Genomic DNA, 22,166 nt, shown 5'->3' with positions numbered 1-22,166 from the left:
TGGTGCCCGGGACGTCAGGCCCGCACGAAGTCCAGCGGCACCGACCTCGTGCCCCACTCGGCCCAGATCGCCATCTCCGGCTCGCCGGCCAGGCGGAAGCTCGCGCTGCGGGCCAGCGCCTCCTCCAGCGTGATCGTCATCATCATGCGGGCCAGCGGGGCGCCGGGGCAGCTGTGCGTGCCCCGGCCGAAGGAGATGTGCTGGGCGATGTTGGGCCGGTTGAGCACGAACGTGTCCCCGTCGGGGAACACGCGCTCGTCGCGGTTCGCCGAGGTGTAGACCAGCGCGATCGGGTCGTCCTTGCGGATGAGCTGGCCGGAGAGGACGACGTCCTCCCGGGCCGTGCGGGCCATGCCGCGGTAGGGCGAGTAGAGGCGGAGGAACTCCTCGACCGCGGCGGGGATCAGGTGCGGGTCCTCGCGCAGCCGGTCCTGCAGCCGCGGGTCGCGGGAGAGGTGGACGAACATGTTCCCGGTGAACACGCTCGGCGCCACCATGCCGGTGACGATCAGCTGGCGGACGCAGCCGAGCACCATGTCGGCCGGCAGCGGCGCACCCTCGTACTCCGCGGCGAGCAGGGCCGCGGTGAGGTCGTCGGCCGGGTCGTAGCCGCCGCCCCTGCGCTCGTCGATGATGTCCTGCGCGATCTCGTACAGCCGCCGGCTGAGCTTCTTCACCACCTCGTGGTCGAGCACCTGGATCGCGTCGACGTAGGTGCCGCTGACCTTCTTGATCTCCTCGGACGTCTCGACCGAGAGGTTGAAGAAGTGCGCGAAGACGTGCGCGGGGAACTTGTGCGCGTACTGCTTGCAGACGTCGACCCAGCGGGCGTCGATGAGCGGCTCGAGCAGGTCGACGGCGACCGCGCGGACCTTCGGCTCCATCGCCCGCATCTTCGGCGGGGTGAAGAACGAGTTGATGACCCGCCGGTAGGCCATGTGCTCGGGCGGGTCGAGGTGCAGCGGCGGGCGGACGCCGGTGAAGGCGAACTTGGGGATCGCGTTCTGCTTCGACGTCGTGAAGTGCTCGATGTCGGTGATGACCTCCAGCACCTCGTCGTAGCCGAGGGCCGCCCAGAAGCCGCCGTACTCCTGGCTGCGGGCGACCGGGCAGCGGGGGCGCAGCTCGGCGAACTCCTCGTGGGCGCTGGTGAACGTCTCGCCCGGGCGAACCGGGTCGAAGTCGTGGGCCGCCCGGCGGGCGTCGTCCGCGGTCATGCCGAGCAGTGAACCGGATCCCCGACAATTTCGCCAGCCTGTTGACGGCAGTCAGCGATTCGGCAAACATGTGGCGCAGTCCGGGGAGGTGACCGCCGTCACCGATGCGGAACGCCGGCTGATCGAACCCCGCAGCAACGTCCAGCTCGCACGGCGCGCACAGAGAGACAGGTCGACGCGATGACGCCCGACACGCCCACCGCTTCCCCGACGCCGGTCGTGGAGGTGACCAATCTCGTCAAGCGCTTCCGCCGCGAGAGCGGGGCGGTGGTGAACGCCATCGACGACGTCTCCTTCGAGGTCGCGGCGGGTGACTTCGTGGTCCTGCTGGGCCCCAGCGGCTGCGGCAAGACGACGCTGCTGCGGGCGATCGCCGGTCTCGAGACGCCCGACGCCGGCGCCGTCCGCATCGGCGGGCGGGCGGTCTACTCGTCGGCCGAGCGGGTGGACGTGCCGCCGGAGCGCCGCGACATCAGCATGATCTTCCAGTCCTACGCGCTGTGGCCGCACATGACGGCGTTCAAGAACGTCGCCTACCCGCTGCAGAGCCGGCGCGGCCGCAAGCCGGCCAAGGACGAGATCGCCCGCCGGGTGCGGCACGCGCTGGAGCTGGTCGGGGTCGGCGACCTGGAGCGGCAGTACCCCGGGCAGATGAGCGGCGGCCAGCAGCAGCGGATCGCCCTCGCCCGCGCGCTGGTCAGCAACGACGAGCTGGTGCTGTTCGACGAGCCGCTGTCCAACGTCGACGCCAAGGTGCGCGAGCAGCTGCGCTTCGAGCTGGTGTCGATGCAGCGCGAGCTCGGCTTCTCCGCCCTGTTCGTCACGCACGACCAGACCGAGGCCATGGAGCTGGCGCACCGGATCGCGGTGCTCGACTCCGGCCGCATCGCCCAGTTCGGCACGCCGCAGGAGATCTACCACCGCCCGGCCACCCGCTACGTCGCCAAGTTCATCGGCGCGATCAACGAGGTCGTCGGCACGGTCGCCGCCGTCGACGGCGACGCCGTGGTCGTCGACTCGCCCTACGGGCGGTTCGTGGGGAGGGCGCCCGACCGGCGGTTCTCCACCGGCGACCGGGTGGCCGCCATGTGGCGGCCCGAGCGGGGGCTGCTGACCCGTGAGGAACCGCAGACCGTGAACAGGTGGCCCGGCACGGTCAAGGCGCCGCTGTTCGTGGGGTCGCACACCGAGTACGTGGTCAGCGTCGGCAAGTCCGGGACCGACGTCCGCCTGTGGAGCCCGCGGTCGGACCTGGTCGCGGCCGGGTCGGCGGCGTGGGTGTCGGTGGACGCCGACGACGTCCTGGTGCTCCCGGTCGACGACGAGCCCGCCCCGCCGGCTCCCGCGACCGCGTCGGCGCCGTCCGCCCCCGCGATGGTGCCGGCGTCGTGAGCACCGCGCTCCTCGACCGTCCCCGTCCGGAGAGCCCCGCGCCCGCCCGCGCCCGTCGCGCCCGCCGGCTGCCGGGCCCGTTCGACGCCGTCACCCTGCTCATCGCCGCCGTGCTGATCGGCATCGTGGTCGTCCCGCTGGGCCGGGTGCTGATCCGCATGTTCTGGGTCGACGGCTCGCTCACCCTCGACCCGATCCGCCGCACCCTGGCCGTCCCCGACCTCGGCAAGCTGCTGCTCGACACGCTGATCCTGGTCCTCGCCAGCGCGCTGCTCGCCTTCGTGATCGGCGTGGCCCTGGCCTGGCTCAACGAGCGCACCAACGCCCGCATGGGGCTGCTCACCGACGCGCTGCCGCTGCTGCCGTTCCTGCTGCCGCCGGTGGCCGGCGCGGTGGGCTGGACGATGCTGCTCTCGCCCCGGGCCGGGCTGCTCAACAGCTGGATCCGCGACTTCCTCGCGATCTTCGGCGTGGACATGCGCGAGGGCCCGCTGGACATCAACTCCTGGTACGGGCTGATCATGGTGATGGCGTTCTACGCCGTCCCGTTCGTCTTCATGAACGCCTCGGCCGGGCTGCGCAACCTCGACCCCGCGCTGGAGGAGGCCTCGCGGCTGTCCGGCGCGAGCACCTTCCGGACCCTGCGCAAGGTGACCCTGCCGGCGGTCGCGCCGAGCCTCGGCGCCGGCTTCCTGCTGGCGATCTGGTTCGGCGTCGGCATGTTCTCGATCCCGGCGATCATCGGCACGCCGGCCGACATCGACGTCATCTCCGTGCGCATCGTCGAGCTGCTGACCTTCACCTTCCCGCCGCAGACCGACGTCGCGATCGGCCTGTCCGGGTTCGTCGTCCTCTTCGTCGGCCTGGCCTACTGGCTGCAGCTGCGCATCCTGCGGCGCGGCCGGTACGCCACCGTGGCCGGCAAGGGCGCCCGCGCGAAGACGATCGACCTCGGTGCCTGGAAGTGGCCGGCCCGGCTGCTGGTGCTCGGCTACGTCCTCGTCTCGACGATCCTGCCGATCGTCGCGCTGGTGCTGGTCTCGCTCAACGGCTTCTGGACCCCGAACATCGCGTGGGACAACCTCAGCTTCGCCGCCGTCTCCGAGGCGGTGTTCGAGGACGCCACCACGCTCAAGGCGCTGGGCAACAGCCTCGGGCTGGGGCTGGTCGGCGGCCTGATCGGCATGGTCGGCGCGGCGATGATCGCCCTCTACGTCTCCCGCAAGCGCACCGCGCTGGCCAAGGGCATCGACGTGGCGGTCAAGCTGCCGGCCGCGATCTCCAACATGGTCATCGCCGTCGGCATCCTGCTGCTGCTCGCCGGCGCGCCGTTCCACCTCACCGGCACGCTCGCGATCCTGCTGATCGGCTACCTCGCCCTCTACCTGCCGCAGGCCTCGATCGCCGCGGACGCCGCGGTCAGCGGCGTCGGCAAGGAGCTGCCGGAGGCCTCCGCCATCTCGGGGGCGCGGCCATTCCGCACCTTCCGCAAGGTGTACGTGCCGCTGATGATCCCGGGCCTGGTCGCCGGGTGGGCGCTGCTGTTCATCCGCATCGTCGGCGACCTCACCGCCTCGGCGATCCTGGCCGGCACCGCCAACCCGGTGGTCGGGTTCCGCATCCTCGAGGTGTTCACCAGCGGCTCGTTCGCCCTGCTCGCCTCGCTGTCGACGGTGCTGGTCCTCATCACGGCCACCGTGCTCGTCGTCGTCCTGGCCTACACCCGGCGCAAGTCCAAGCTGGGCGTCAGCGCCCGCGTCGGAGGGGTGTGATGGCCGGCCCGGCGCTGGCCGACGAGGCCGACCTCCTCGCCGCCGATCCCGGCCTGCGGCCGGAGAGCCTCCTGCTCACCTTCTTCGGCGCGCACGTGCTGGGCCGGCCGCTGATGGTCGCCTCGGCGAGCGTCCTGGACGTCATGGACCGCGTCGGCGTCTCGCCGCACGCCACCCGCTCGGCGCTCGCCCGGATGGTGAAGAAGGGCCTGCTGGTCAGCGAGCGGCAGGGCCGCCCCGTCTACTTCGGGCTGACCCCGCGGTCGGCGGAGGTGCTCAACGACGGCGCCGTGCGCATCTGGCGCAGCGGCGCGGTCAACCGGCACTGGGACGGCCGGTGGACGCTGCTGAGCTTCTCGCTGCCCGAGTCGTGGCAGCGGCAGCGGCACGACCTGCGCTCGCGGCTGCTGTGGGCCGGGTTCGGCCCCCTGCAGGGCGGCCTGTGGGTCGCGCCGGCCACGGTCGACGTCGAGCGCCTGCTCGACGGGCTCGAGGCGGCCCGGCACGTGCGGGCCTTCCTCGCCTCCCCGGCCACCGGCACCGACGTGGCGGCGATGGTCGCCGACGCCTGGGACCTGCCCCAGCTGGCCGAGCGCTACGAGACGTTCATCGAGCGGTGGGACGGCGGCCCCGCCGACCGCACGCACACCGACCCGCTCGCCCGCCAGCTCGCGCTGCAGGCCGAGTGGCTGCGCGCGATCCGGACCGACCCCCGGCTGCCGGTGGAGCTGCTCCCCGCCCCGTGGCCGGCCGAGCGGGCGCAGGAGCTGTTCCACCGGCTGCACGCCGCGGTCGAGGTGCAGGCCCGGGCGACCGCGTCCGCGCTGCTGCACACCATCCCGGTGCCGGCCCGATGAGCGACTTCGACCCGCTGGCGTCCGACGCGCCCGACGACGCCCTGGGCACCTACGCGCGGCTGCGGGCGGAGTGCCCGGTGGCGCACACCGACGCCTACGGCGGCTTCTGGGCGCTCACCCGCTACGCCGACGTCGCCGCCGCCGCGTCGGACTCGCGCACCTTCATCTCGAGCGTGCGCGCCGTCGTCCCGAGCGACCCCCGGGGCCTGCGCCGTCCGCCGCTGAACTTCGACGCCCCCGCGCACACCCCCTACCGCAAGGCGCTGGACCGCACCCTGCAGCGGGCGCGCATCGCGAAGCTCGAGCCGCGGCTCCGCGCGCACGCCGCCCGCGAGCTGGCGCCCCTGGTCGCGCGGGGCTCCGGCGACGTCGCCCAGGAGTTCGGGGCGCGCTTCCCGGCGTGGGTGACCACCGAGTGGCTGAACCTGCCCGAGGAGACCGCGCCGCAGCTGGCCGGCACGGCGACCGCGTGGGTGCGCGCCTGGCGGCGGATGGACGGCCCGGTCGTCAACGAGATGAGCGAGCGGATGTACGGCATCGCCCGCGACCTGGTCCGCGCCCGGCGGGAGTCGCCGCTGCCGGTGGAGGACGACCCGGCCAGCTCCCTGCTCGCCGAGCGGATCGACGGCGAGCCCCTCGACGAGGAGCACCTGGTCGGCGCCCTGCGGCAGAGCCTGGTCGTCGGCATGGTGGCGCCGCCGATCCTGCTCGGGTCGATCTGCGTGCACCTCTCGCGCGACCGGGAGCTGCAGGACCGGCTGCGCGCGCACCCGGAGCTGCTGCCGGCCGCGGTCGAGGAGTTCCTGCGCCTCTACACCCCGTACCGCGGCTTCGCCCGCACCGTCGCGCACGACGTCGAGCTGCACGGCCGGCGGATCCGCCCGGCCGAGCCGGTGACCCTGGTCTACGCCTCGGCCAACCGGGACGCCGAGCAGTTCCCCGACCCGGACGCGTTCGTGCTCGACCGGCCCAACATCGCCACCCACCTCGCCTTCGGCCGCGGCCGGCACCGCTGCGCCGGCATGCCGCTGGCCCGGCTGATGGTGCTGATCGCCCTGCAGGAGCTGCTGGCGGCCACCGCCGGCTTCGAGGTCGACGGACCCCTGGAGGGTGCCCGGATGCCCGAGATCGGCTACGTGTCGGTGCCCCTGCGGCTCACGGGGACGGCGGCGTGACCGGCGAGCGGCCGCTGGCCGGCATGGTCGTGGTCGACCTGACCAACGCCCTGGCCGGCCCGTACGCCACGCTCCTGCTCGCCGGGCTCGGCGCGCGGGTGGTCAAGGTGGAGAACCCGCACCGCGGCGGCGACCCGGCGCGGAACAACTCGCCCTACGTCACCGGCGAGGGGCTCGCCGTCCGCCGCGGCGCGGCGGAGGACATGTCGGTCTCGATGCTGGTGCGCGGCCGCGGCAAGGAGAGCATCACGCTCGACCTGCGCGACCCGCGCGGCCGCGAGGTGCTCGCCGACCTCGTGCGCCGGGCCGACATCCTGGTCGAGAACTACAGCGCCGGGGTCACCGCGCGGCTCGGCATCGACGCCGCCTGGGCGCACGCGCTCAACCCGCGGCTGGTCTACACGTCGATCAGCGGCTTCGGCGCCGAGGGCGGCCCCGGCACCGGCAAGGCGATGGACACGATCGTCCAGGCGCTGTCGGGCGTGATGATGACGTCGGGCGCACCGGGGGAGCCGCCCGTCCGCCTCGGCCTGCCCATCGCCGACCTGCTGGCGCCGCTGTACGCGGTGATCGGCACGGTCTCGGCCGTGCTGCAGGCGCAGCGCACCGGCGCGGGGCAGCACGTCGACGTCTCGATGCTCGGCGCCCTGACCTCGCTGGTCGCCTGCGAGCCGTTCGACGCCTTCGAGCAGATCGGCCTGCCGCTGCGCACCGGCGCCACCGTGCCGCGGCTCGCGCCCTTCGGCACGTTCCAGGCGGCGGACGGCTGGTTCGCGCTGTGCGCGCCGGTCGACCCGTTCGCGCACGGCGTGCTGCGCGCGATCGGCCGACCCGACCTGGTGGACGACGAGCGGTTCGCCGGCCGCGACGGCCGGGTGGCGCACGCCGACGAGCTGCACGCGCTGATCTCCGAGTGGGCGGCCGGGCGCCCGGTGGCCGAGGCGGTCGCCGTCCTCGACGCGCACGGCGCCCCGGCCGCCGAGGTGCGCGACCCCAGCGCCGCGGTCCGCGACCCCCTCGTGCTGGCGCGCGGCGAGGTGGTCCGGCTGGAGGGTGGCGCCGACCTGTACGGCGCCGGCGTCCCGATCGTCTTCTCCGGCACCCCGACGACCCTCGACGGGCCGGCGCCGCAGCTGGGCGAGCACACCCGGCCGGTGCTGCGCGAGCTGTGCGGCTACGCCGAGGAGCGCATCGACGCCCTGGTCGCGGCGGGGGTGCTCTGAGGTGGCCGCGGTCGAGCGCCTCGCCGAGCTCTACGCCGCCCGGCCGGACCACGTGCGGGCCCTGGCCGCCGACGGCCGCCCGGTGATCGGCGTCGTCGGCGCCGACGTGCCGGCCGAGCTGGTCGAGGCCGCCGGGGCGGTCGCCTACCGGCTGCACGGCTCGCCGGACGTGCTGTCCGAGGAGGCGCGGGCGATCCTCGGCGGGGCCCAGGACCCGGTCGCGCACTCGTTGCTCACCCGCCTGCTCGACGGCTCGCTGGCGTTCCTCACCGGGCTGGTGGTCTCCCGCGACTCGCAGTCGTCGCTGCAGCTGTTCTACGCGCTGCGCGAGCTGCGCCGGCTGGAGCCGGCCCGGCGGCTCCCGCCGGTCGTGCTGCTCGACCTGCTGCACCTGCCCACGCCGCACACCGCCCGCTACGACGAGGCGCGGCTGCGGCAGCTGGCCGGCACGCTGGCCGGCTGGACGGGAACCGCCCCGACGGCGGAGCGGCTGGCCGCCGCCGTCCCCGCCGCAGCGCGCGTCCGCGGCCTGCTGCGCGACCTGCGGCCCCGTGCGACCGGCACGACGGCGCTGCACGCCGTCGGCGCCGCCGCCGCGCTGCCGGCCGCCGACGTCGCCCCGCTGCTCGAGCAGGTGCTCACCGAGCCGGCGGAGGCCCCGGCCGCGCGCCGGGTCTTCCTCACCGGCAGCGGCCAGGACACCGACGAGCTGTACCGGGCCCTGGAGGAGGAGCTCGGCTGCCTGGTGGTGGGGGAGGACCACGACTGGGGCGTCGCCGCCCTGCCCGCCGCCCCGGCGGCTCCGGACCTCGCGGCCCTCGCCCTCGCCTACCGCGACCGCGGACCGGCCGCGCCGACGGCGTCGATCCCCGCACGGGCCGCGGCGACCGCCGAGCGGGTCCGCACCGCCCGCGCCGACCTGCTGCTCGCCGTCGTCCGGGAGCACGACGAGGCGCCCGCCTGGGACTTCCCGGCCCAGGCCGCGGCGGTCGACGTCCCCGCCGTGCTGCTCGCCCGGCAGCCGTACCGGGTGGACGCCGACGCGCTGCGGGCCGCCGTCGCCGTGCCCGCCGGGAGCGCGTCGTGACCCGGCTCGGCGCGGCGGCGGCCGCCACGGCGTACCAGAAGGAGTGGTTCGCCGGGATCCGGGCGCGGGTCGCCGCCGGCGAGCCGCTCGCCCTGGTCAACGCCGACGCCCCGCAGGAGCTGCTGCGGGCGATGGACATCCCGTACGTGGTCAACCAGTGGTGGGCGTCGGTGGTGGCGGCCAAGCAGCGGGCCGACGACGCCCTGCAGGTGCTGCGCGACCGCGGCTACCCCGACTACAGCCGCCAGTACGACGCGATCTCCCTCGGTTCGTCGTTCCTCCACGACCCGCCCTGGGGCGGGCTGCCGCAACCCGCCGTCGTCATCGCCGAGAACAGCGGCGACGCGGCGCGCAAGGTCTTCGACCTGTGGGCCGAGCTGCCCGGCACCGACTTCTACCCGCTGGAGCGCTCCTCGGCCGTCGAGGCGCCGCCGCGGTGGTGGGAGCTGGTGCCGCACCGGTGGGAGGAGGCGTTCGGGACCGAGCGAATCGACCTGCTGGCCGGGGAGATCACCGACCTCGCCACCTGGCTGACCGAGCGCACCGGCCGGGTGCTCGACCCCGACCGGCTGGGGGCGGTGATGGACCTGGTGAACGAGCAGGCCGAGTGGAACCGCCGCACCCGCGACCTGATCGCCGCCGCCCGCCCGACGCCGGTGCGCGTCGGCGACACGATCCCGGCCGTCATGGTGCCGCAGTGGCACCGCGGCACCGCGTGGGGCCGCGACGCCGCGCGCCGCCTGTACGAGGAGGTGGCCGGGCTCGTCGACGCCGGCACCGCGGTGGTGCCCGACGAGCGGTTGCGGCTCATGTGGTTGGGCCGCGGTCTCTGGTACGACCTCGGCCTCTACCGCCGCTTCGAGGAGCGCTACGGCGCGGTCTTCGTCTGGTCGATGTACCTGGGGATCGCCGCCGACGGCTACCTGCGCTACGGCCCCGACCCGGTGCGCGCGCTGGCCGCCCGGTTCGCCGGGTTGACCGACCAGCTCTACACCCCGCCGTGGAGCACCGACTGGTACGTGAAGGAGGCGCAGGCGCACGGCGTCGCCGGCGTCGTCCACCTGGTCGCCGACGACGTCCCGGGCAGCTGGTTCACCACGAAGGCCCTCGAGGACGCCGGCATCCCGGTCCTCGAGATCCACGCCAGCAACGCCGACCCGCGCACCGGTGGCCCCGAGCGCGTCGACGCGGCGGTCGGCGACTTCATCGAGCGCCGGCTCGCCGACCCCGGAGGGAGGTCGCCCCTGCAGGCCGACGTCCGCGCCCGATGACGACCCGCACCACCACCCCTCGCCACACCCCGCGCCGACGCGGGAGCAGAAAGGACACAGGTCAATGCGCACCAGGCTGAAGAGCATCGGAGCTCTCGGTGCAGGGCTCGCCCTCACCATGGCCCTCACCGCCTGCGGGGGAGGGGACGACGACGGCGGCGGCACCGAGGAGGTCGCCGCGCCGACGCTGGAGAACTCGGCGGAGCTGGAGGAGCTCATCTCCGCCGCGCAGGAGGAGAACTGCCTCACCGTCTACGGGACCGTCGACGAGACGATCCTGCAGTCGGTCACCGATGCGTTCACCGAGCAGTACGACATCCCCGTGTCGTTCGTCCGGCTGGTGTCGGCCGACCTCAGCCAGCGCTTCTCCACCGAGGCGCAGGCCGGCGCGACCGTCGCCGACGCGATCCTGCTGACCTCGTCGCCGTTCTACGGCGAGGCGCTGGGCAACGGCTGGCTGCAGCCCGTGAACGAGGCCGGGCTGCCGGCGTTCCCCGGCGAGTTCCCCGAGGAGTACACGGCCGACGACGGCGCGACGCCCATCGTGCAGCTGGTGCCGACGACGATGGTCTACAACACGGACCTGGTGAGCGAGGCGCCGGACTCGTGGGAGTTCTACGCCGACCCCGCCAACAAGGGCGAGCTGCTCTTCGCCGAGCCCGCCTCCTCGCCGGCCAACCTGTCCTTCTGGGCGCTGATGCGCGAGGAGTACGGCGACGACTTCCTCGAGGCCGTCGCCGCCAACGAGCCGCGCTGGTACAACTCCGCCGTTCCCGCCACCCAGGGCGTCGCGGCGGGTGAGGGCGCGCTCGGCTTCCCCGGCGTCGCCGCGATCGTGGCGGGCCTGCAGGAGACCAACGCCCCGGTGGAGTCGGCGGTGCTGACCCCGACCACCGGCCCGGAGATCGGCCTGGGCCTCGCCGCCGAGAGCCCCTGCCCGAACGCCGGGAAGCTCTTCGCCAACTACCTGCTCTCGGAGGAGGGCAACACCTACTTCAACGAGGTGTCCGACGCGATCTCGCCGTTCGGCGAGGACGCGCAGGACTTCGTCCGTCCGACCCCGGTCCCCGAGGCCGAGGCCGCGGAGATCGCCCAGCTGCTCGGCGCGCCCTGATCGACGGTGGCTGCGCCGGCTCCGCGCCGGCGCACCCACCGGTTCCTCCCGGCGGCACGCCGGTTCCCCATGCGTCCGCCGCCGACGTCGGTCGGGGCGGCCGCCCGCCGGTGCCTGCCGGCGGGCTCCACCGACCCTCCGGGGTCCGAACGAGGGATGCTGCATGCTCCGACGACGAAGCCTGCTGGCCACCGTCACGCTCACCGCCGCCGGGGGGATCGCCCTGGCGCCGTCGGCCGCTGCCGCCGACGTCACCTGCCAGACCGGTCCCGACGGGACGTCCGTCTGCACCGGTGCGACGACGGGCGACGACGGTGCCCAGGCCCCGTTCCGGTACGAGGTGCCGGCCGACTGGAACGGCACGCTGCTCATCTGGAGCCGCGGCGGTCCGGTGCAGGAGCCGCCGATGCCGGGTCCGGAGAACCTCCGCGAGACCCTGCTCGACCAGGGGTACGCGCTCCTCGCGTCGACCTACTCGCACTTCGGGTGGGCCGTGGAGGAGGGCCCCGCCGACCAGATGGCGGCGCTCGACGTGTTCGAGGCCGAGGTGGGTGGGCCCGAGCGCACGATCGCCTGGGGCGGCTCGCTCGGCGGCGTCATCACCGGTGCGATCGTCGAGCGCTTCCCCGACCGCATCGACGGCGCCATCCCGCTCTGCCACGGTCTGGGCGGGACGGTGGCGCAGTGGAACCAGCTGCTCGACGCCACCTTCGTCGTCGACCAGCTGATCGCCACCGACCGGCAGCTCGCCCTGGTCGACCTCCCCGCGTTCCCCGGTCCGGCACCTGCGGACGCGGCGGCGGCTACCCAGCTGCTGGAGCAGGCGCAGGGCACCCCGGAGGGCAAGGCCCGCATCGCGCTCGCCGCGGCGATGAACAACTCGCCGCTGTGGGTGGACCCCGCCGACCCGCGGCCGGACCGGCACGACGCAGCCGCGCAGCAGGCGCAGATGTACGACGCCCTGCGCAACGCCGTCCGCCTGGGCATGGGCGTCCCGCGGCAGGAGCTGGAGTTCCGCGCCGGGGGCAACTTCTCGTGGAACGTCGGCGTCGACTACCGGGAGCAGCTGCAGCGGTCGGGGCACCGGCACCTCGTCGAGGAGGTCTACCGCGCGGCCGGCCTGGACCTGCAGGCCGACCTCGACCGGCTGGCCGCGGCGCCGCGGATCGCGGCCGACCCGGGTGCGGTCGCCTACGCGAAGGAGAACATGGCGCCCAGTGGCGAGATCTCCGTTCCCGTGCTGACGATGAACACGACCGGTGACGCCTCGGCGCTGCCGGCGCACAGCCGCACCTACGAGGACGTCGTCCGCCGGGCCGGGAACGCGCAGCTGCTGCGCACCACCTACGTGGACGGCCCCGGACACTGCACCTTCACCCCGGCCGAGCACCTCTCGGCCCTGCGCACGATGGAGCACCGGCTCGACACCGGCCGCTGGGGCGGTGCGGCGACACCGCACGCGATGAACCGGGTCGCGGAGAGCAGCGGTGTCGCGGGCCCGGCGCGGTTCGTGGACGCTGCGCCGGCGCGGCTGCTGCGGCCGTGCAACGCGGGGGAGGAGTGCCCCGGGCAGCCCTGATCACCCCTGCGGGGGCGTCGCCACGGGCGGCGCCCCCGCAGGCGTCGCGGGTGGGTGAAGATGAGCCGGATGGGGACGGGGGGCGACGAGCAGCAGCCGGCGGACGACGTCGTCCTCCGGCCCGAGAGCCTGCTGCTCACCTTCTACGGCGCGCACGTCCTCGGCCGGCCGGTGATGGTGGCCACGCCGAGCCTCATCGAGGTGATGGAGCGGGTGGGCGTCTCGCCGCACGCCACCCGCTCGGCGATCGCGCGGATGGTCACGCGGGGGCGGCTGGTGAGCCGGCGGAGCGGCCGGCAGGTCTACTACGGCCTCACGCCGCGGTCGGTCGAGGTGCTCAACGACGGCTACGTGCGCATCTGGCGCACCGGCGCGGTCAACCGGCACTGGGACGGCCGGTGGACGCTGCTGAGCTTCAAGCTGCCCGAGTCCTGGCAGCGGCAGCGGCACGAGCTGCGCACCCGGCTGCTCTGGGCCGGGTTCGGGCCGCTGCAGGGCGGGCTGTGGATCGCGCCGTCCGTGCCCGACCTGGACCGGATCCTCGCGGGGCTGGAGGCCGCCGAGCACGTGCGCGCCTTCGTGGCGCAGCCGCACGCCGGCGTCGACGCCGCCGCCATGCTCACCGACGTCTGGGACATCCCGGCACTGGCCCACCGGTACGAGCGCTTCCTCGAGCGCTGGGACGGCGGCGCCGCCGACCGGACCCACACCGATCCGCTCGGCCGCCAGCTGGCGCTGCAGGAGGAGTGGCGGCTGGCGCTGCGCCAGGAGCCGCAGCTGCCGGTCGAGCTGCTGCCCCAGCCGTGGCCGGCCGAGCGCGCCCAGGAGCTGTTCCACCGGCTGCACGCCGAGATCGAGGTCCGGGCCCGCGCCGCTGCGGCCGAGGTCCTCGACACGATCCCGGCGTCGGAGGGCACCGGTACGGAGGCGTAGCCGGCGGTCGGCTCAGGCCAGCGGCGTGCCGGTGTGGCGCGCCAGCTCGGCGAGCAGGTCGTCCTGCACCCCCGTGTCGCGGCACGCAGGATGCGGTTCCCGCCGCTCCTGGTGGTACCAGTAGCCGCTCGTGGTGCGCGCTCCCGGATCGTCGCTGACCGCCAGCCATTCCTGGGTGCGGTGCCCGAGCGTCAGGTCGTCGGGTGCCCCACGGCCGCCCATCCGCGTGGGCACCCATCCCGGATCGACCGCGTTGCTGAACACCTCCGGCCAGCGGCGGGCGACCGCGAAGGCGAGCACCGTGACCAGGAGCTTGCTGTCCGAGTACATCGCCGACCCGTCCCGCCCCGTCCGGTCCAGCCCCGCCGGCCGTGCCCGACCGCCCCGGTGCATGCCGCTGCTGAGGTAGACCAGACGCTCGGGCCGCGGGATCAGGGCGGTGAGCAGGTAGGGGGCGACGACGTTGACGGCGAGCACGTCCGGCCCGGCGTAGACCCCGGCGTTGTGGATCACCGCGTCGACCGGACCCAGCTGTGCCACCTGCCGGGCGACGTCGCGCGTCTGGTCCAGGCCCGCCAGGTCCCCGACGACGGCCGCCGCCCCGCGGGCGACCAGGTCCCGCGCGGTGGTCACCCGGTCGTGGTCGCGCGCGTGGACGACCACGTCGTGCCCCCGTCCAGCAGCGTCTCCGCCGCCAGCCGGCCGAGCCCGCCCGCGGAACCCGTGATCAGCACGCGTGCCACGTCCCACCTCCCACCCGGCTCCCCGGTCGAGCCCCGAGGGGCAGCAGGCCCCCGACGACGAACTCGGTGGTGAGCACGAGGGACGTGCCGACCGGCAGCACGTGCACGCCGAACGGCAGCCGCCCGGCCGGACCGGCGGACGCCCCCGCCGACCCGGTCGGCCGGGTCAGCTGGTCCGAGGTCACCGCAGGGTGGCGGCGTCGATGACGAACCGGTAGCGGACGTCGGAGGCCAGCACGCGCTCGTAGGCCTCGTTGACCCGGTCGGCGGGGATGACCTCGACCTCCGCGCCGATGCCGTGCGCGGCGCAGAAGTCGAGCATCTCCTGGGTCTCGGCGATGCCGCCGATCATCGAGCCGGCGAAGGCGCGGCGACCGCCGACCAGCGACATCGCGTTGACGCTCAACGGGTCGGCCGGTGCGCCCACGTTGACCAGCGCGCCGTCCACGGCCAGCAGCGACAGGTGCGCGTCGACGTCGATCGACGCGCTGACGGTGTTGACGACCAGGTCGAAGCGGCCGGCCAGCTGCGCGAACGTGTCCCGGTCGCTGGTCGCGAAGTAGTGGCCGGCACCGAGCCGCACGCCGTCCTCCTGCTTCTTCAGCGACTGCGAGAGCACGGTGACCTCGGCGCCCATGGCGTGCGCGAGCTTGACGGCCATGTGCCCCAGCCCGCCGAGGCCGACGACGGCGACCCGCTCGCCCGGCCCGGCGCCCCAGCGGCGCAGCGGGCTGTAGGTGGTGATACCGGCGCAGAGCAGCGGCGCGGCGGCCGCGGGCTCGATGCCCTCCGGCACCCGGAGCGCGAAGTCGGCGTCCACGACCACGTGGGTGGAGTAGCCGCCCTGGGTGGTGGTGCCGTCGCGGTCGGTGCCGGCGTAGGTCGCGACCATGCCCTGCAGGCAGTACTGCTCGTCGCCGCCCCGGCAGTTGGCGCACTCCCGGCAGGAGTTCACCATGCAGCCGACGCCGACCCGGTCGCCGACCCGGTGCCGGGTGACCGCCGACCCGACCTCGGTGACGACGCCGACGATCTCGTGGCCGGGGACGACGGGGAACGGCTGCGGGCCCCAGTCGCCGTTGACGGTGTGGATGTCTGAGTGGCAGATGCCGGCGTACTCGATCTCGACGAGGACGTCGTCCGGGCCGACGTCCCGGCGGTCGATGGTGGTGGGGGCCAGCGGCCGGCCGGCGGCAGGGGCGGCGTAGGCGTTGACGCGCAAAGGGGTCGTGCTCCTCGTCCGGTGGTGCAGGTGGGTGTCAGTGGACGGCCGGGGCGGCCGCCTACTCCTCGTCGGTGACCGACCGGTCGGCCGGCCCCTCGGCGGTGTCGATCGAGCTGCGGGTGATCTGCACGGGGGCTCCTCGGTCAGGGACGCAGCAGGGCCTTGATCGCGCGGCGCTCGTCCATCGCGCGGTAGGCCTCGGGGGCCTGCTCGAGCGGCAGCTCGAGATCGAAGACCTTGCCGGGGTCGATGGTGCGGTTCCAGATGAGGTCGATCAGCTCCGGCAGGAACCGGCGCACCGGCGCAGGCCCGCCGTGCAGGTGGACGCCGGAGAAGAACAGCTCCTCTCCGGGCAGCGAGACGTCGTGGGTGACGCCGACGTAGCCCACGTGCCCCCCGGCGCGGGTGGCGCGGACGGCCTGCAGCATCGACTCCTGGGTGCCGACTGCCTCGACGGTCGAGTGCGCGCCGAGCCCGCCGGTGAGCTCCTTGATCCGGGCCACGCCCTCGTCCCCGCGTTCGGTCACGATGTCGGTCGCGCCGAACTCCAGCGCCAGCTCCTGGCGGGACCCGTGGCGGCTCATCGCGATGATCCGCTCCGCGCCGAGCTGCTTCGCGGCCAGGACGCCGAGCAGGCCGACCGCGCCGTCGCCGACGACGGCGACGGTCTTGCCGGGCCCGGCCTCGGCCGCGACCGCGGCGAACCAGCCGGTGCCGAGCACGTCGGAGGCGGCCAGCAGCGACGGGACCAGGTCGTCGGACGGCATGCCCGGGGTGGCGACGAGGGTGCCGTCGGCCAGCGGGATGCGCGCGTACTCGGCCTGGGCGCCGGTGGGGGTGGCGAACTCGCGGTGGACGCAGTGGGTCTGGTAGCCGGCCCGGCAGAACTCGCACGTGTTGTCGGAGGCGAAGAACGAGCCGACGACGAACTGGCCGGGCCGCACGCCGGTGACCTCGTCACCGACCTCCTCGACGACGCCGACGTACTCGTGGCCCATCGGGCGCGGCTCGTCGACCGGCTCGATGCCGCGGTAGGGCCACAGGTCCGAGCCGCACACGCAGGCGGCGACCAGGCTGATCACGGCGTCGGTGCGCTTCTCGACCTGCGGTCGCGGGCGCTCCTCGACGCGGACGTCGCCGGGGGCGTGGAGGACGGCTACTCGCAAGACGGTGCTCCTTCGGTGGGCTCGTGGTGACGCCTCCACGAAACCCCGTCCGACGCGGGCGCGGGGGGTCGGGTTTGTGGGGGGTGGAGACGCGACCCCCCTCGACCCGCGCGGCGACGTAGCGTCGGTGCGGTGGACAACCGCTCCGACATCCGCGACTTCCTCGCCAGCCGCCGCGCCCGGATCACGCCGGAGCAGGCCGGGCTGCTGCCCGGGGGCGGACGGCGGCGGGTGCCGGGCCTGCGGCGCGAGGAGGTCGCCGTCCTGGCCGGGGTGAGCACCGACTGGTACACGCGCCTGGAGAAGGGCCACATCGCCGGCGTCTCCGAAGACGTCCTGGAGGCCGTCGCCCGGGCGCTCCAGCTGGACGAGGCCGAGCGGCTCCACCTGTTCAACCTGGCTCGAGCTGCCCGGCCGACCCGCGCGCCGCAGCGGCGCGGCAAGGCGCGGATCCAGCCGCGCGTGCAGTGGATGCTGGACTCGATGACCGGGTCCGCCGCGTTCGTCGCCAACGGCCGCCTGGACATCCTCGCGACCAACACCCTGGGGTGGGCGCTGCACTCACCGGTGTTCGACGACCCGCGACGGCCGGCGAACTTCGCGCGCTTCCAGTTCCTCGACCCCCGAGCGCGCGACTACTACCAGGACTGGGAGAGCGCGGCCGGCATCACCGTGGCGCTGCTGCGCACCGAGGCCGGCCGCGATCCCCACGACAAGGACCTGCGCGAGCTGGTCGGGGAGCTGTCGACGGTGAGCGAGGAGTTCCGCACCCGCTGGGCCGCGCACGACGTGCGCATCCACCACGCCGGCGCCAAGCAGTTCCGCCACCCCGCCGTCGGCGACCTCGAGCTGGTGTACCACACCCTGGACCTGCCCACCCCGGACCACGGGAGGCTGGCTCTGACCATCTACACCGCCGAACCCGGCACACCGTCGGAGGACGCCCTCAAGCTCCTGGCCAGCTGGGCGGCGACCGCCGGGCACGCGCAGACGTCCGAGGTCGCGCGCGACCGGGTGTGACCGACCGCGGACGTGCTCGCCGCGGAGGGGCCCGACGGGCACGTCCCGCCGGAGCCCTCCGCGCGGGCGGCTCAGCCGAGGAAGCGGAACACCGGCTCGGCGATGCAGACCGGCTTGTCGCCGCCCTCGCGCTCGATCACCGCGGCGACGGTGAGCTGGTAGCCGCCCTTGATCTCCTCGACGTCGGTGAGCGTCGCGGTCAGCCGCACCTTCGACCCCACCGGCACGGGGGCGGGGAAGCGCACCTTGTTGAGGCCGTAGTTCACGGCCATCTTCGTGTCGGTCACGGTGAGCACCTGCGACCACATCGGGATGAGCAGCGACAGCGTCAGGTAGCCGTGCGCGATCGGCCCGCCGAAGGGGCTCTCGCGGTTCGCCCGCTCGACGTCGACGTGGATCCACTGGTGGTCGCTCGTGGCGTCGGCGAAGAGGTTCACCGACTCCTGGGTCACCTCGAACCAGTCGCTCGTGCCGACCTCCAGCCCCTTGTACGAGGGCAGCTCGGCGAGGGTGGTCGTGGTCGTCGTCATGCGGGGGTCTCCTCCAGGTACTGCGAGCGCAGGTCGGGTTTGCGGATCTTGCCGGTGGCGGTCTTGGGCAGCTCGTCGGCGAACTCGACCAGCCGGGGCACCTTGAAGCCGGCGAGCCGCTCGCGCAGCGCCGTCCGGACCGCCTCGGGGTCGCGCTCGTGGTCGGGGGTGACGACGAGGACGGCGAGGCCGACCTCGCCCCACTTCTCGTCGGGGACGCCGATCACCGCGGCCTCGACGACCCCGGGCAGCTCCAGCAGCGCCGACTCCACCTCGGCCGGGTAGATGTTCTCGCCGCCCGAGATGATCATGTCCTTGTAGCGGTCGCGGATGTAGAGGAAGCCCTCGTCGTCGAACGAGCCGGCGTCGCCGGTGCGGTACCAGCCGTCGACGAACACCTCGGCGGTCCTCTCCGGCTCCTGCCAGTAGCCGGCCATGACGTTCGGGCCCTGCACGACCACCTCGCCGACCTCGTCGACGTCGACGTCGGTGCCGTCGGGCCGGACCACCCGGACGTCGGTGAAGAACACCGGCTTGCCGGCCGAGCCGACCTTGCGCTCGGCGTCGGCCGAGTCGAGCACCGTGCAGCCCGGCGCCGCCTCGGTCATCCCGTAGGCCTGCTGCATCGTCACCCCGCGGTCGAGCCAGGTGCGCAGCGTGGGCAGGGGGAGCGGGGCGCCGGCGGCGCCGATGGTGCGCAGCGCCGAGAGGTCGCGGGTGCGGAACTCCGGCAGCCGCGCCATCGCGTCGAGCATCGTCGGGACGGCGAAGAACGAGTTGACCCGCTGCTCCTCGATCACCCGCAGCGTCTCGGCCGGGTCGAACCGGCGCACGACCACCGCGCAGCCGCCGCGCAGCAGGGTCGGGTTGACCGTGCCGTTGAGCCCGCCGATGTGGAACAGCGGCGCGAGGGCGAGGGTGCGCTCGGTCTGCGTGAAGTCGAAGCCGAGCAGCTGGTTGGTGGCGTTCCACGTCATGTTGCCGTGGGTGAGCACCGCGCCCTTCGGCCTGCCCGTCGTGCCCGACGTGTACATGACCAGGCAGGGGTCGTCGAGCGAGACCGGCTCGTCGCGCGGCTCGGGGGCAGCGGCGGCGAGCAGCTCCTCGTAGGGCAGCGACGCCGTCCCGCCGTCGGCCGGCGGCTCGGACGCGACCCACGTGGGGACGACGTCGCGCAGCGCGTCGGCCAGCCACCCGTGGTCACGGCCGTGGACGACGACGCCCGCCCCGGAGTGCTCGAGGACGTAGCGGGCCTCGGGCGCGGTGAGCCGCGCGTTGACCGGCACCCAGATCGCGCCGAGCTGGCCGCAGGCGTAGAGGGTCTCCAGCGCCGAGGGGTGGTTGCCACCGGTCCAGGCGACGCGATCGCCGCGGCGCACGCCGAGACCGGCCAGGGCGCCGGCGGTGCGCCGGACCCGCTCGGCGAACTGCGCGTGCGACGTCGTCCGGCCCTCGAACCAGATGGCGTCGCGCTCGGGCGAGATGCGCAGCCGGCGCTCCGGCCAGGAGCCCAGGCCCGCGTTACGCACCGCGCAGCCCGAGGGCTCGGATGGCGTTCTCCTTCATGATCAGCGGCTTGACCTCGTCGCGGATCTCGAGCGCCTCGAAGTCCTTGATCCACCGCTCGGGCCGCAGCAGCGGGTAGTCGCTGCCGAAGAGCACCTTGGTCTTGAGCATGGTGTTGGCCGCCCGCACCAGCTGCGGCGGGAAGTACTTCGGCGACCAGCCCGACAGGTCGATGTAGACGTTCGCCTTGTGCTGGGCGACGGCGATCGCGGCGTCCTGCCACGGCACCGAGGGGTGGGCCATGATGATCGTCAGGCCGGGGAAGTCTGCGGCGACGTCGTCGAGCAGCATCGGGTCGGAGTAGCGCAGCTTGATGCCGCGCCCGCCGGGCAGGCCGGAGCCGATGCCGGTCTGGCCGGTGTGGAACAGCGCCGGCACGCCCAGGCTCTGCAACTCCTCGTAGAGCGGGTAGTGCCGCCGGTCGTTGGGCTCGAACGCCTGGATCGACGGGTGGAACTTGAACCCGCGGACGCCGTGCTGCTCGACCAGCCGCCGGGCCGCGCGCACGCCCGAGGCGCCGCGCGCGGGGTCGATCGAGCCGAACGGGATGAGCACGTCGGGGTGCTGCGCCGCCGCCTCGGCGATCTCCTCGTTCGACAGGGTCGGGTGCCCGATGGCCAGCTCGCTGTCGACGGTGAAGATCACCGCCGCCATGTTCTGCGACCGGTAGTCCTCGGCGATCTGCGGCACCGTCGGGTGGTACGGGTCGCCCTTGAAGTACTTGGAGGCGGCGGCCAGCAGCTCGTCGTCCAGGGACAGGTGGCCGTGCTGGTCCTGCTCGACGTGCACGTGCACGTCGATCGCGGTGACCGCGTCGAGGTCGATCGTCACTTCGGGGGCTCCGGCAGCTGCTGGCCGACGGTCTGCTGCGAACCGGCGAACTTGTCCGGCCAGACGCCGGCGATGGCGTCGGCCGACCAGCCGGTGCCGTCGGCGAACTCGACCACGACCTCTGCGGGGTGGCTCCACAGCGCCAGCCGGTCGCCGCCGATGCCGATCGCCTGGCCGGTGATGCCGGCGGCGGCGTCGGAGGCGAGGAAGGCGACCAGCCCGGCGGCGTCCTCCGGGGTGCCGAAGCCGAGCTCCCGGCGGGCGAAGGGCGGCAGCGGCTCGCCGGCCTGCAGGGCGTCGATGTACGGCTTGAGGAAGGGCACCGTCTCGGTCATCGCGGTGGCGGCGACGGGGACGACGGCGTTGACGGTGATGCCGGCGCGGGCCAGCTCCATCGCCCAGGTGCGGACCATGCCGACGATGCCGGCCTTCGCCGCGGCGTAGTTGGTCTGGCCGAAGTTGCCGACCTGGCCGGTGGGGGAGCCGACGCAGATGATCCGGCCGCCCTCGCCCTGCTCGCGCATGCGGATCGCCGCGGCGCGGGTGCAGGTGAAGGTGCCGCGCAGGTGCGTGGTGACGACGGCGTCGAACTGCTCGTCGGTCATCTTCCACAGCGTCGTGTCGCGCAGGATGCCGGCGTTGTTGACCAGCACGTCGAGCCGGCCGAACTCCGTCACCGCGCGGTCGACGAGCGCCTGCGCGGCCTCGCTGGTGCCGACGGCGGCGACCTCGGCGACGGCGGTGCCGCCGGCGTCGGCGATCGACTTGACCGCCGCCTCCGCGACCGCCTCGTCGACGTCGTTGACGACCACGGCGGCGCCGGCGCGGGACAGCTCGGTGGCGTAGGCGAGGCCGAGGCCCCGTCCGCTGCCGGTGACGACGGCGACCTTGCCGGTCAGGTCCACGGGAACTCCTCGGGGGAACCACAGGGGATGCCCGGGCGGGCATCGTTGCCGTCCCGGACGCTAGGCCGATATCGTGGAGGTTGTCAACGATTGAGGAGTTCACCGATATGACGGCGCTGACCGACGACGTCGGCTTCCTGCTGACGCGGGCCAGCGGGCTCGTCGTCCGCGCCACCAACGCCGCGCTGGCCGACGTCGGCCTGCGGGTCCGGCAGTACTCGGTGCTGGTGCTGGCCGACGACGCCGAGGCCGGGATCTCGCAGCGCGACCTCGCCGAGGTGCTCGGCCTCGACCCCAGCCAGGTCGTGGCGCTGGTCGACGAGCTGGCGGCCGCCGGACTGGTCGAGCGCCGCCCGTCGCCGACCGACCGCCGGCAGCGGCTGGTCGCGGCCACGGCCCAGGGGGTCCGGCTGCGGCGGCGGGCCGACCAGCGGGCCGCGGCCGGGCGGCAGGAGCAGCTGGGCGGCCTGTCGCCCGCGGAGCAGGAGACGCTGCGCGGGCTGCTGCAGCGGGTCGTGACCACCGACACCGGTGAGGACGCCCGCCGGGCGGGGTAGTCC

21 protein-coding genes are annotated in these 22,166 nt (G+C 74.1%); 12 read left to right on the top strand and 9 right to left on the bottom strand.

The features are described 5' to 3' along the window. Positions 1-14: 14 nt before the first annotated feature. Positions 15-1,217 (bottom strand): cytochrome P450, encoded by a 1,203-nt coding sequence (locus ACI78S_RS15070; protein ID WP_456974661.1) that lies wholly within the window; start codon positions 1,215-1,217, stop codon positions 15-17. 180 nt (positions 1,218-1,397) lie between these two features. Between ACI78S_RS15070 and ACI78S_RS15065 the strand changes: the two genes are divergently transcribed. The 10 genes from ACI78S_RS15065 to ACI78S_RS15020 all read left to right on the top strand — a co-directional run bounded on the left by ACI78S_RS15065 (position 1,398) and on the right by ACI78S_RS15020 (position 13,620). After that, a complete protein-coding gene (locus ACI78S_RS15065; RefSeq protein ID WP_456974659.1) occupies positions 1,398-2,609 on the top strand; it encodes an ABC transporter ATP-binding protein in 1,212 nt (403 codons plus the stop codon). Beyond that, entirely contained in the window at positions 2,606-4,381 is a 1,776-nt protein-coding gene (locus tag ACI78S_RS15060) for an ABC transporter permease (RefSeq protein WP_456974657.1), read from the top strand. The genes ACI78S_RS15065 and ACI78S_RS15060 overlap by 4 nt, the downstream gene beginning before the upstream one ends. Then, positions 4,381-5,238, top strand: coding sequence for a PaaX family transcriptional regulator (locus ACI78S_RS15055; RefSeq protein ID WP_456974655.1), 858 nt, complete (start codon positions 4,381-4,383; stop codon positions 5,236-5,238). Before ACI78S_RS15060 ends, ACI78S_RS15055 begins: the two co-directional genes overlap by 1 nt. After that, the gene (locus tag ACI78S_RS15050) at positions 5,235-6,413 is read left to right on the top strand and encodes a cytochrome P450 (protein ID WP_456974653.1); all 1,179 of its coding nucleotides are present in this window, start codon (positions 5,235-5,237) and stop codon (positions 6,411-6,413) included. The genes ACI78S_RS15055 and ACI78S_RS15050 overlap by 4 nt, the downstream gene beginning before the upstream one ends. Further along, positions 6,410-7,636, top strand: a complete 1,227-nt coding sequence (locus ACI78S_RS15045; RefSeq protein ID WP_456974651.1) for a CaiB/BaiF CoA transferase family protein — start codon at positions 6,410-6,412, stop codon at positions 7,634-7,636. Before ACI78S_RS15050 ends, ACI78S_RS15045 begins: the two co-directional genes overlap by 4 nt. Position 7,637: 1 nt before the next feature. After that, on the top strand, positions 7,638-8,723 hold the full coding sequence (locus ACI78S_RS15040; RefSeq protein WP_456974649.1) for a 2-hydroxyacyl-CoA dehydratase: 1,086 nt from the start codon (positions 7,638-7,640) through the stop codon (positions 8,721-8,723). Further along, the gene (locus tag ACI78S_RS15035) at positions 8,720-9,994 is read left to right on the top strand and encodes a 2-hydroxyacyl-CoA dehydratase (RefSeq protein WP_456974647.1); all 1,275 of its coding nucleotides are present in this window, start codon (positions 8,720-8,722) and stop codon (positions 9,992-9,994) included. The genes ACI78S_RS15040 and ACI78S_RS15035 overlap by 4 nt, the downstream gene beginning before the upstream one ends. Positions 9,995-10,058: 64 nt before the next feature. Beyond that, positions 10,059-11,108, top strand: a complete 1,050-nt coding sequence (locus ACI78S_RS15030; protein WP_456974645.1) for an ABC transporter substrate-binding protein — start codon at positions 10,059-10,061, stop codon at positions 11,106-11,108. Positions 11,109-11,271: 163 nt separating this feature from the next. Then, on the top strand, positions 11,272-12,687 hold the full coding sequence (locus ACI78S_RS15025) for an alpha/beta hydrolase family protein (protein WP_456974643.1): 1,416 nt from the start codon (positions 11,272-11,274) through the stop codon (positions 12,685-12,687). 69 nt (positions 12,688-12,756) lie between these two features. Beyond that, positions 12,757-13,620, top strand: a complete 864-nt coding sequence (locus ACI78S_RS15020; protein ID WP_456974641.1) for a PaaX family transcriptional regulator — start codon at positions 12,757-12,759, stop codon at positions 13,618-13,620. Between the two features lie 12 nt (positions 13,621-13,632). On the opposite strand, the gene ACI78S_RS15015 is transcribed toward ACI78S_RS15020, so the two are convergent. The 4 genes from ACI78S_RS15015 to ACI78S_RS15000 form a co-directional block, all read right to left on the bottom strand. Continuing rightward, on the bottom strand, positions 13,633-14,253 hold the full coding sequence (locus ACI78S_RS15015) for a hypothetical protein (RefSeq protein ID WP_456974639.1): 621 nt from the start codon (positions 14,251-14,253) through the stop codon (positions 13,633-13,635). A 94-nt stretch (positions 14,254-14,347) separates the two neighbouring features. After that, positions 14,348-14,548, bottom strand: coding sequence for a hypothetical protein (locus ACI78S_RS15010; RefSeq protein WP_456974637.1), 201 nt, complete (start codon positions 14,546-14,548; stop codon positions 14,348-14,350). Beyond that, on the bottom strand, positions 14,545-15,585 hold the full coding sequence (locus tag ACI78S_RS15005) for an NAD(P)-dependent alcohol dehydrogenase (RefSeq protein WP_456974635.1): 1,041 nt from the start codon (positions 15,583-15,585) through the stop codon (positions 14,545-14,547). Before ACI78S_RS15005 ends, ACI78S_RS15010 begins: the two co-directional genes overlap by 4 nt. A 146-nt stretch (positions 15,586-15,731) precedes the next feature. Continuing rightward, complete coding sequence (locus ACI78S_RS15000) at positions 15,732-16,754, bottom strand: zinc-dependent alcohol dehydrogenase family protein (RefSeq protein ID WP_456974633.1); 1,023 nt, start codon at positions 16,752-16,754, stop codon at positions 15,732-15,734. Positions 16,755-16,886: 132 nt separating this feature from the next. Between ACI78S_RS15000 and ACI78S_RS14995 the strand changes: the two genes are divergently transcribed. Then, entirely contained in the window at positions 16,887-17,774 is an 888-nt protein-coding gene (locus ACI78S_RS14995; RefSeq protein ID WP_456974631.1) for a helix-turn-helix transcriptional regulator, read from the top strand. A 71-nt stretch (positions 17,775-17,845) separates the two neighbouring features. Here the strand turns inward: ACI78S_RS14995 and ACI78S_RS14990 are convergent, their stop codons facing one another. Genes ACI78S_RS14990 through ACI78S_RS14975 form a run of 4 tightly spaced genes read right to left on the bottom strand, consistent with a single transcriptional unit; the run spans position 17,846 to position 21,606 of the window. Beyond that, positions 17,846-18,304 (bottom strand): MaoC family dehydratase, encoded by a 459-nt coding sequence (locus tag ACI78S_RS14990; protein ID WP_456974629.1) that lies wholly within the window; start codon positions 18,302-18,304, stop codon positions 17,846-17,848. Beyond that, the gene (locus ACI78S_RS14985) at positions 18,301-19,833 is read right to left on the bottom strand and encodes an acyl-CoA synthetase (RefSeq protein WP_456974627.1); all 1,533 of its coding nucleotides are present in this window, start codon (positions 19,831-19,833) and stop codon (positions 18,301-18,303) included. The genes ACI78S_RS14990 and ACI78S_RS14985 overlap by 4 nt, the downstream gene beginning before the upstream one ends. Further along, the gene (locus ACI78S_RS14980; RefSeq protein WP_456974736.1) at positions 19,826-20,695 is read right to left on the bottom strand and encodes an amidohydrolase family protein; all 870 of its coding nucleotides are present in this window, start codon (positions 20,693-20,695) and stop codon (positions 19,826-19,828) included. Before ACI78S_RS14980 ends, ACI78S_RS14985 begins: the two co-directional genes overlap by 8 nt. A 2-nt stretch (positions 20,696-20,697) precedes the next feature. Then, a complete protein-coding gene (locus ACI78S_RS14975) occupies positions 20,698-21,606 on the bottom strand; it encodes an SDR family oxidoreductase (protein ID WP_456974625.1) in 909 nt (302 codons plus the stop codon). Between the two features lie 107 nt (positions 21,607-21,713). Between ACI78S_RS14975 and ACI78S_RS14970 the strand changes: the two genes are divergently transcribed. Continuing rightward, the gene (locus tag ACI78S_RS14970) at positions 21,714-22,163 is read left to right on the top strand and encodes a MarR family winged helix-turn-helix transcriptional regulator (RefSeq protein ID WP_456974623.1); all 450 of its coding nucleotides are present in this window, start codon (positions 21,714-21,716) and stop codon (positions 22,161-22,163) included. Positions 22,164-22,166: the final 3 nt, after the last annotated feature.

The organism is Geodermatophilus sp. SYSU D00815, assembly GCF_054050035.1.
The sequence above is the reverse complement of the archived record's forward strand: the minus strand, read 5'-3'. Positions and strand labels throughout refer to the sequence as shown.

Bases quoted from the DNA above. Each gene is read 5' to 3' on its own strand.
- ACI78S_RS15025 (WP_456974643.1), top strand. From the start codon at position 11,272: ATGCTCCGACGACGAAGCCTGCTGGCCACCGTCACGCTCACCGCCGCC.
- ACI78S_RS15050 (WP_456974653.1), top strand. From the start codon at position 5,235: ATGAGCGACTTCGACCCGCTGGCGTCCGACGCGCCCGACGACGCCCTG.
- ACI78S_RS14990 (WP_456974629.1), bottom strand. From the start codon at position 18,304: ATGACGACGACCACGACCACCCTCGCCGAGCTGCCCTCGTACAAGGGG.
- ACI78S_RS14970 (WP_456974623.1), top strand. From the start codon at position 21,714: ATGACGGCGCTGACCGACGACGTCGGCTTCCTGCTGACGCGGGCCAGC.
- ACI78S_RS15055 (WP_456974655.1), top strand. From the start codon at position 4,381: ATGGCCGGCCCGGCGCTGGCCGACGAGGCCGACCTCCTCGCCGCCGAT.
- ACI78S_RS15030 (WP_456974645.1), top strand. From the start codon at position 10,059: ATGCGCACCAGGCTGAAGAGCATCGGAGCTCTCGGTGCAGGGCTCGCC.
- ACI78S_RS15065 (WP_456974659.1), top strand. From the start codon at position 1,398: ATGACGCCCGACACGCCCACCGCTTCCCCGACGCCGGTCGTGGAGGTG.
- ACI78S_RS15070 (WP_456974661.1), bottom strand. From the start codon at position 1,217: ATGACCGCGGACGACGCCCGCCGGGCGGCCCACGACTTCGACCCGGTT.
- ACI78S_RS15020 (WP_456974641.1), top strand. From the start codon at position 12,757: ATGGGGACGGGGGGCGACGAGCAGCAGCCGGCGGACGACGTCGTCCTC.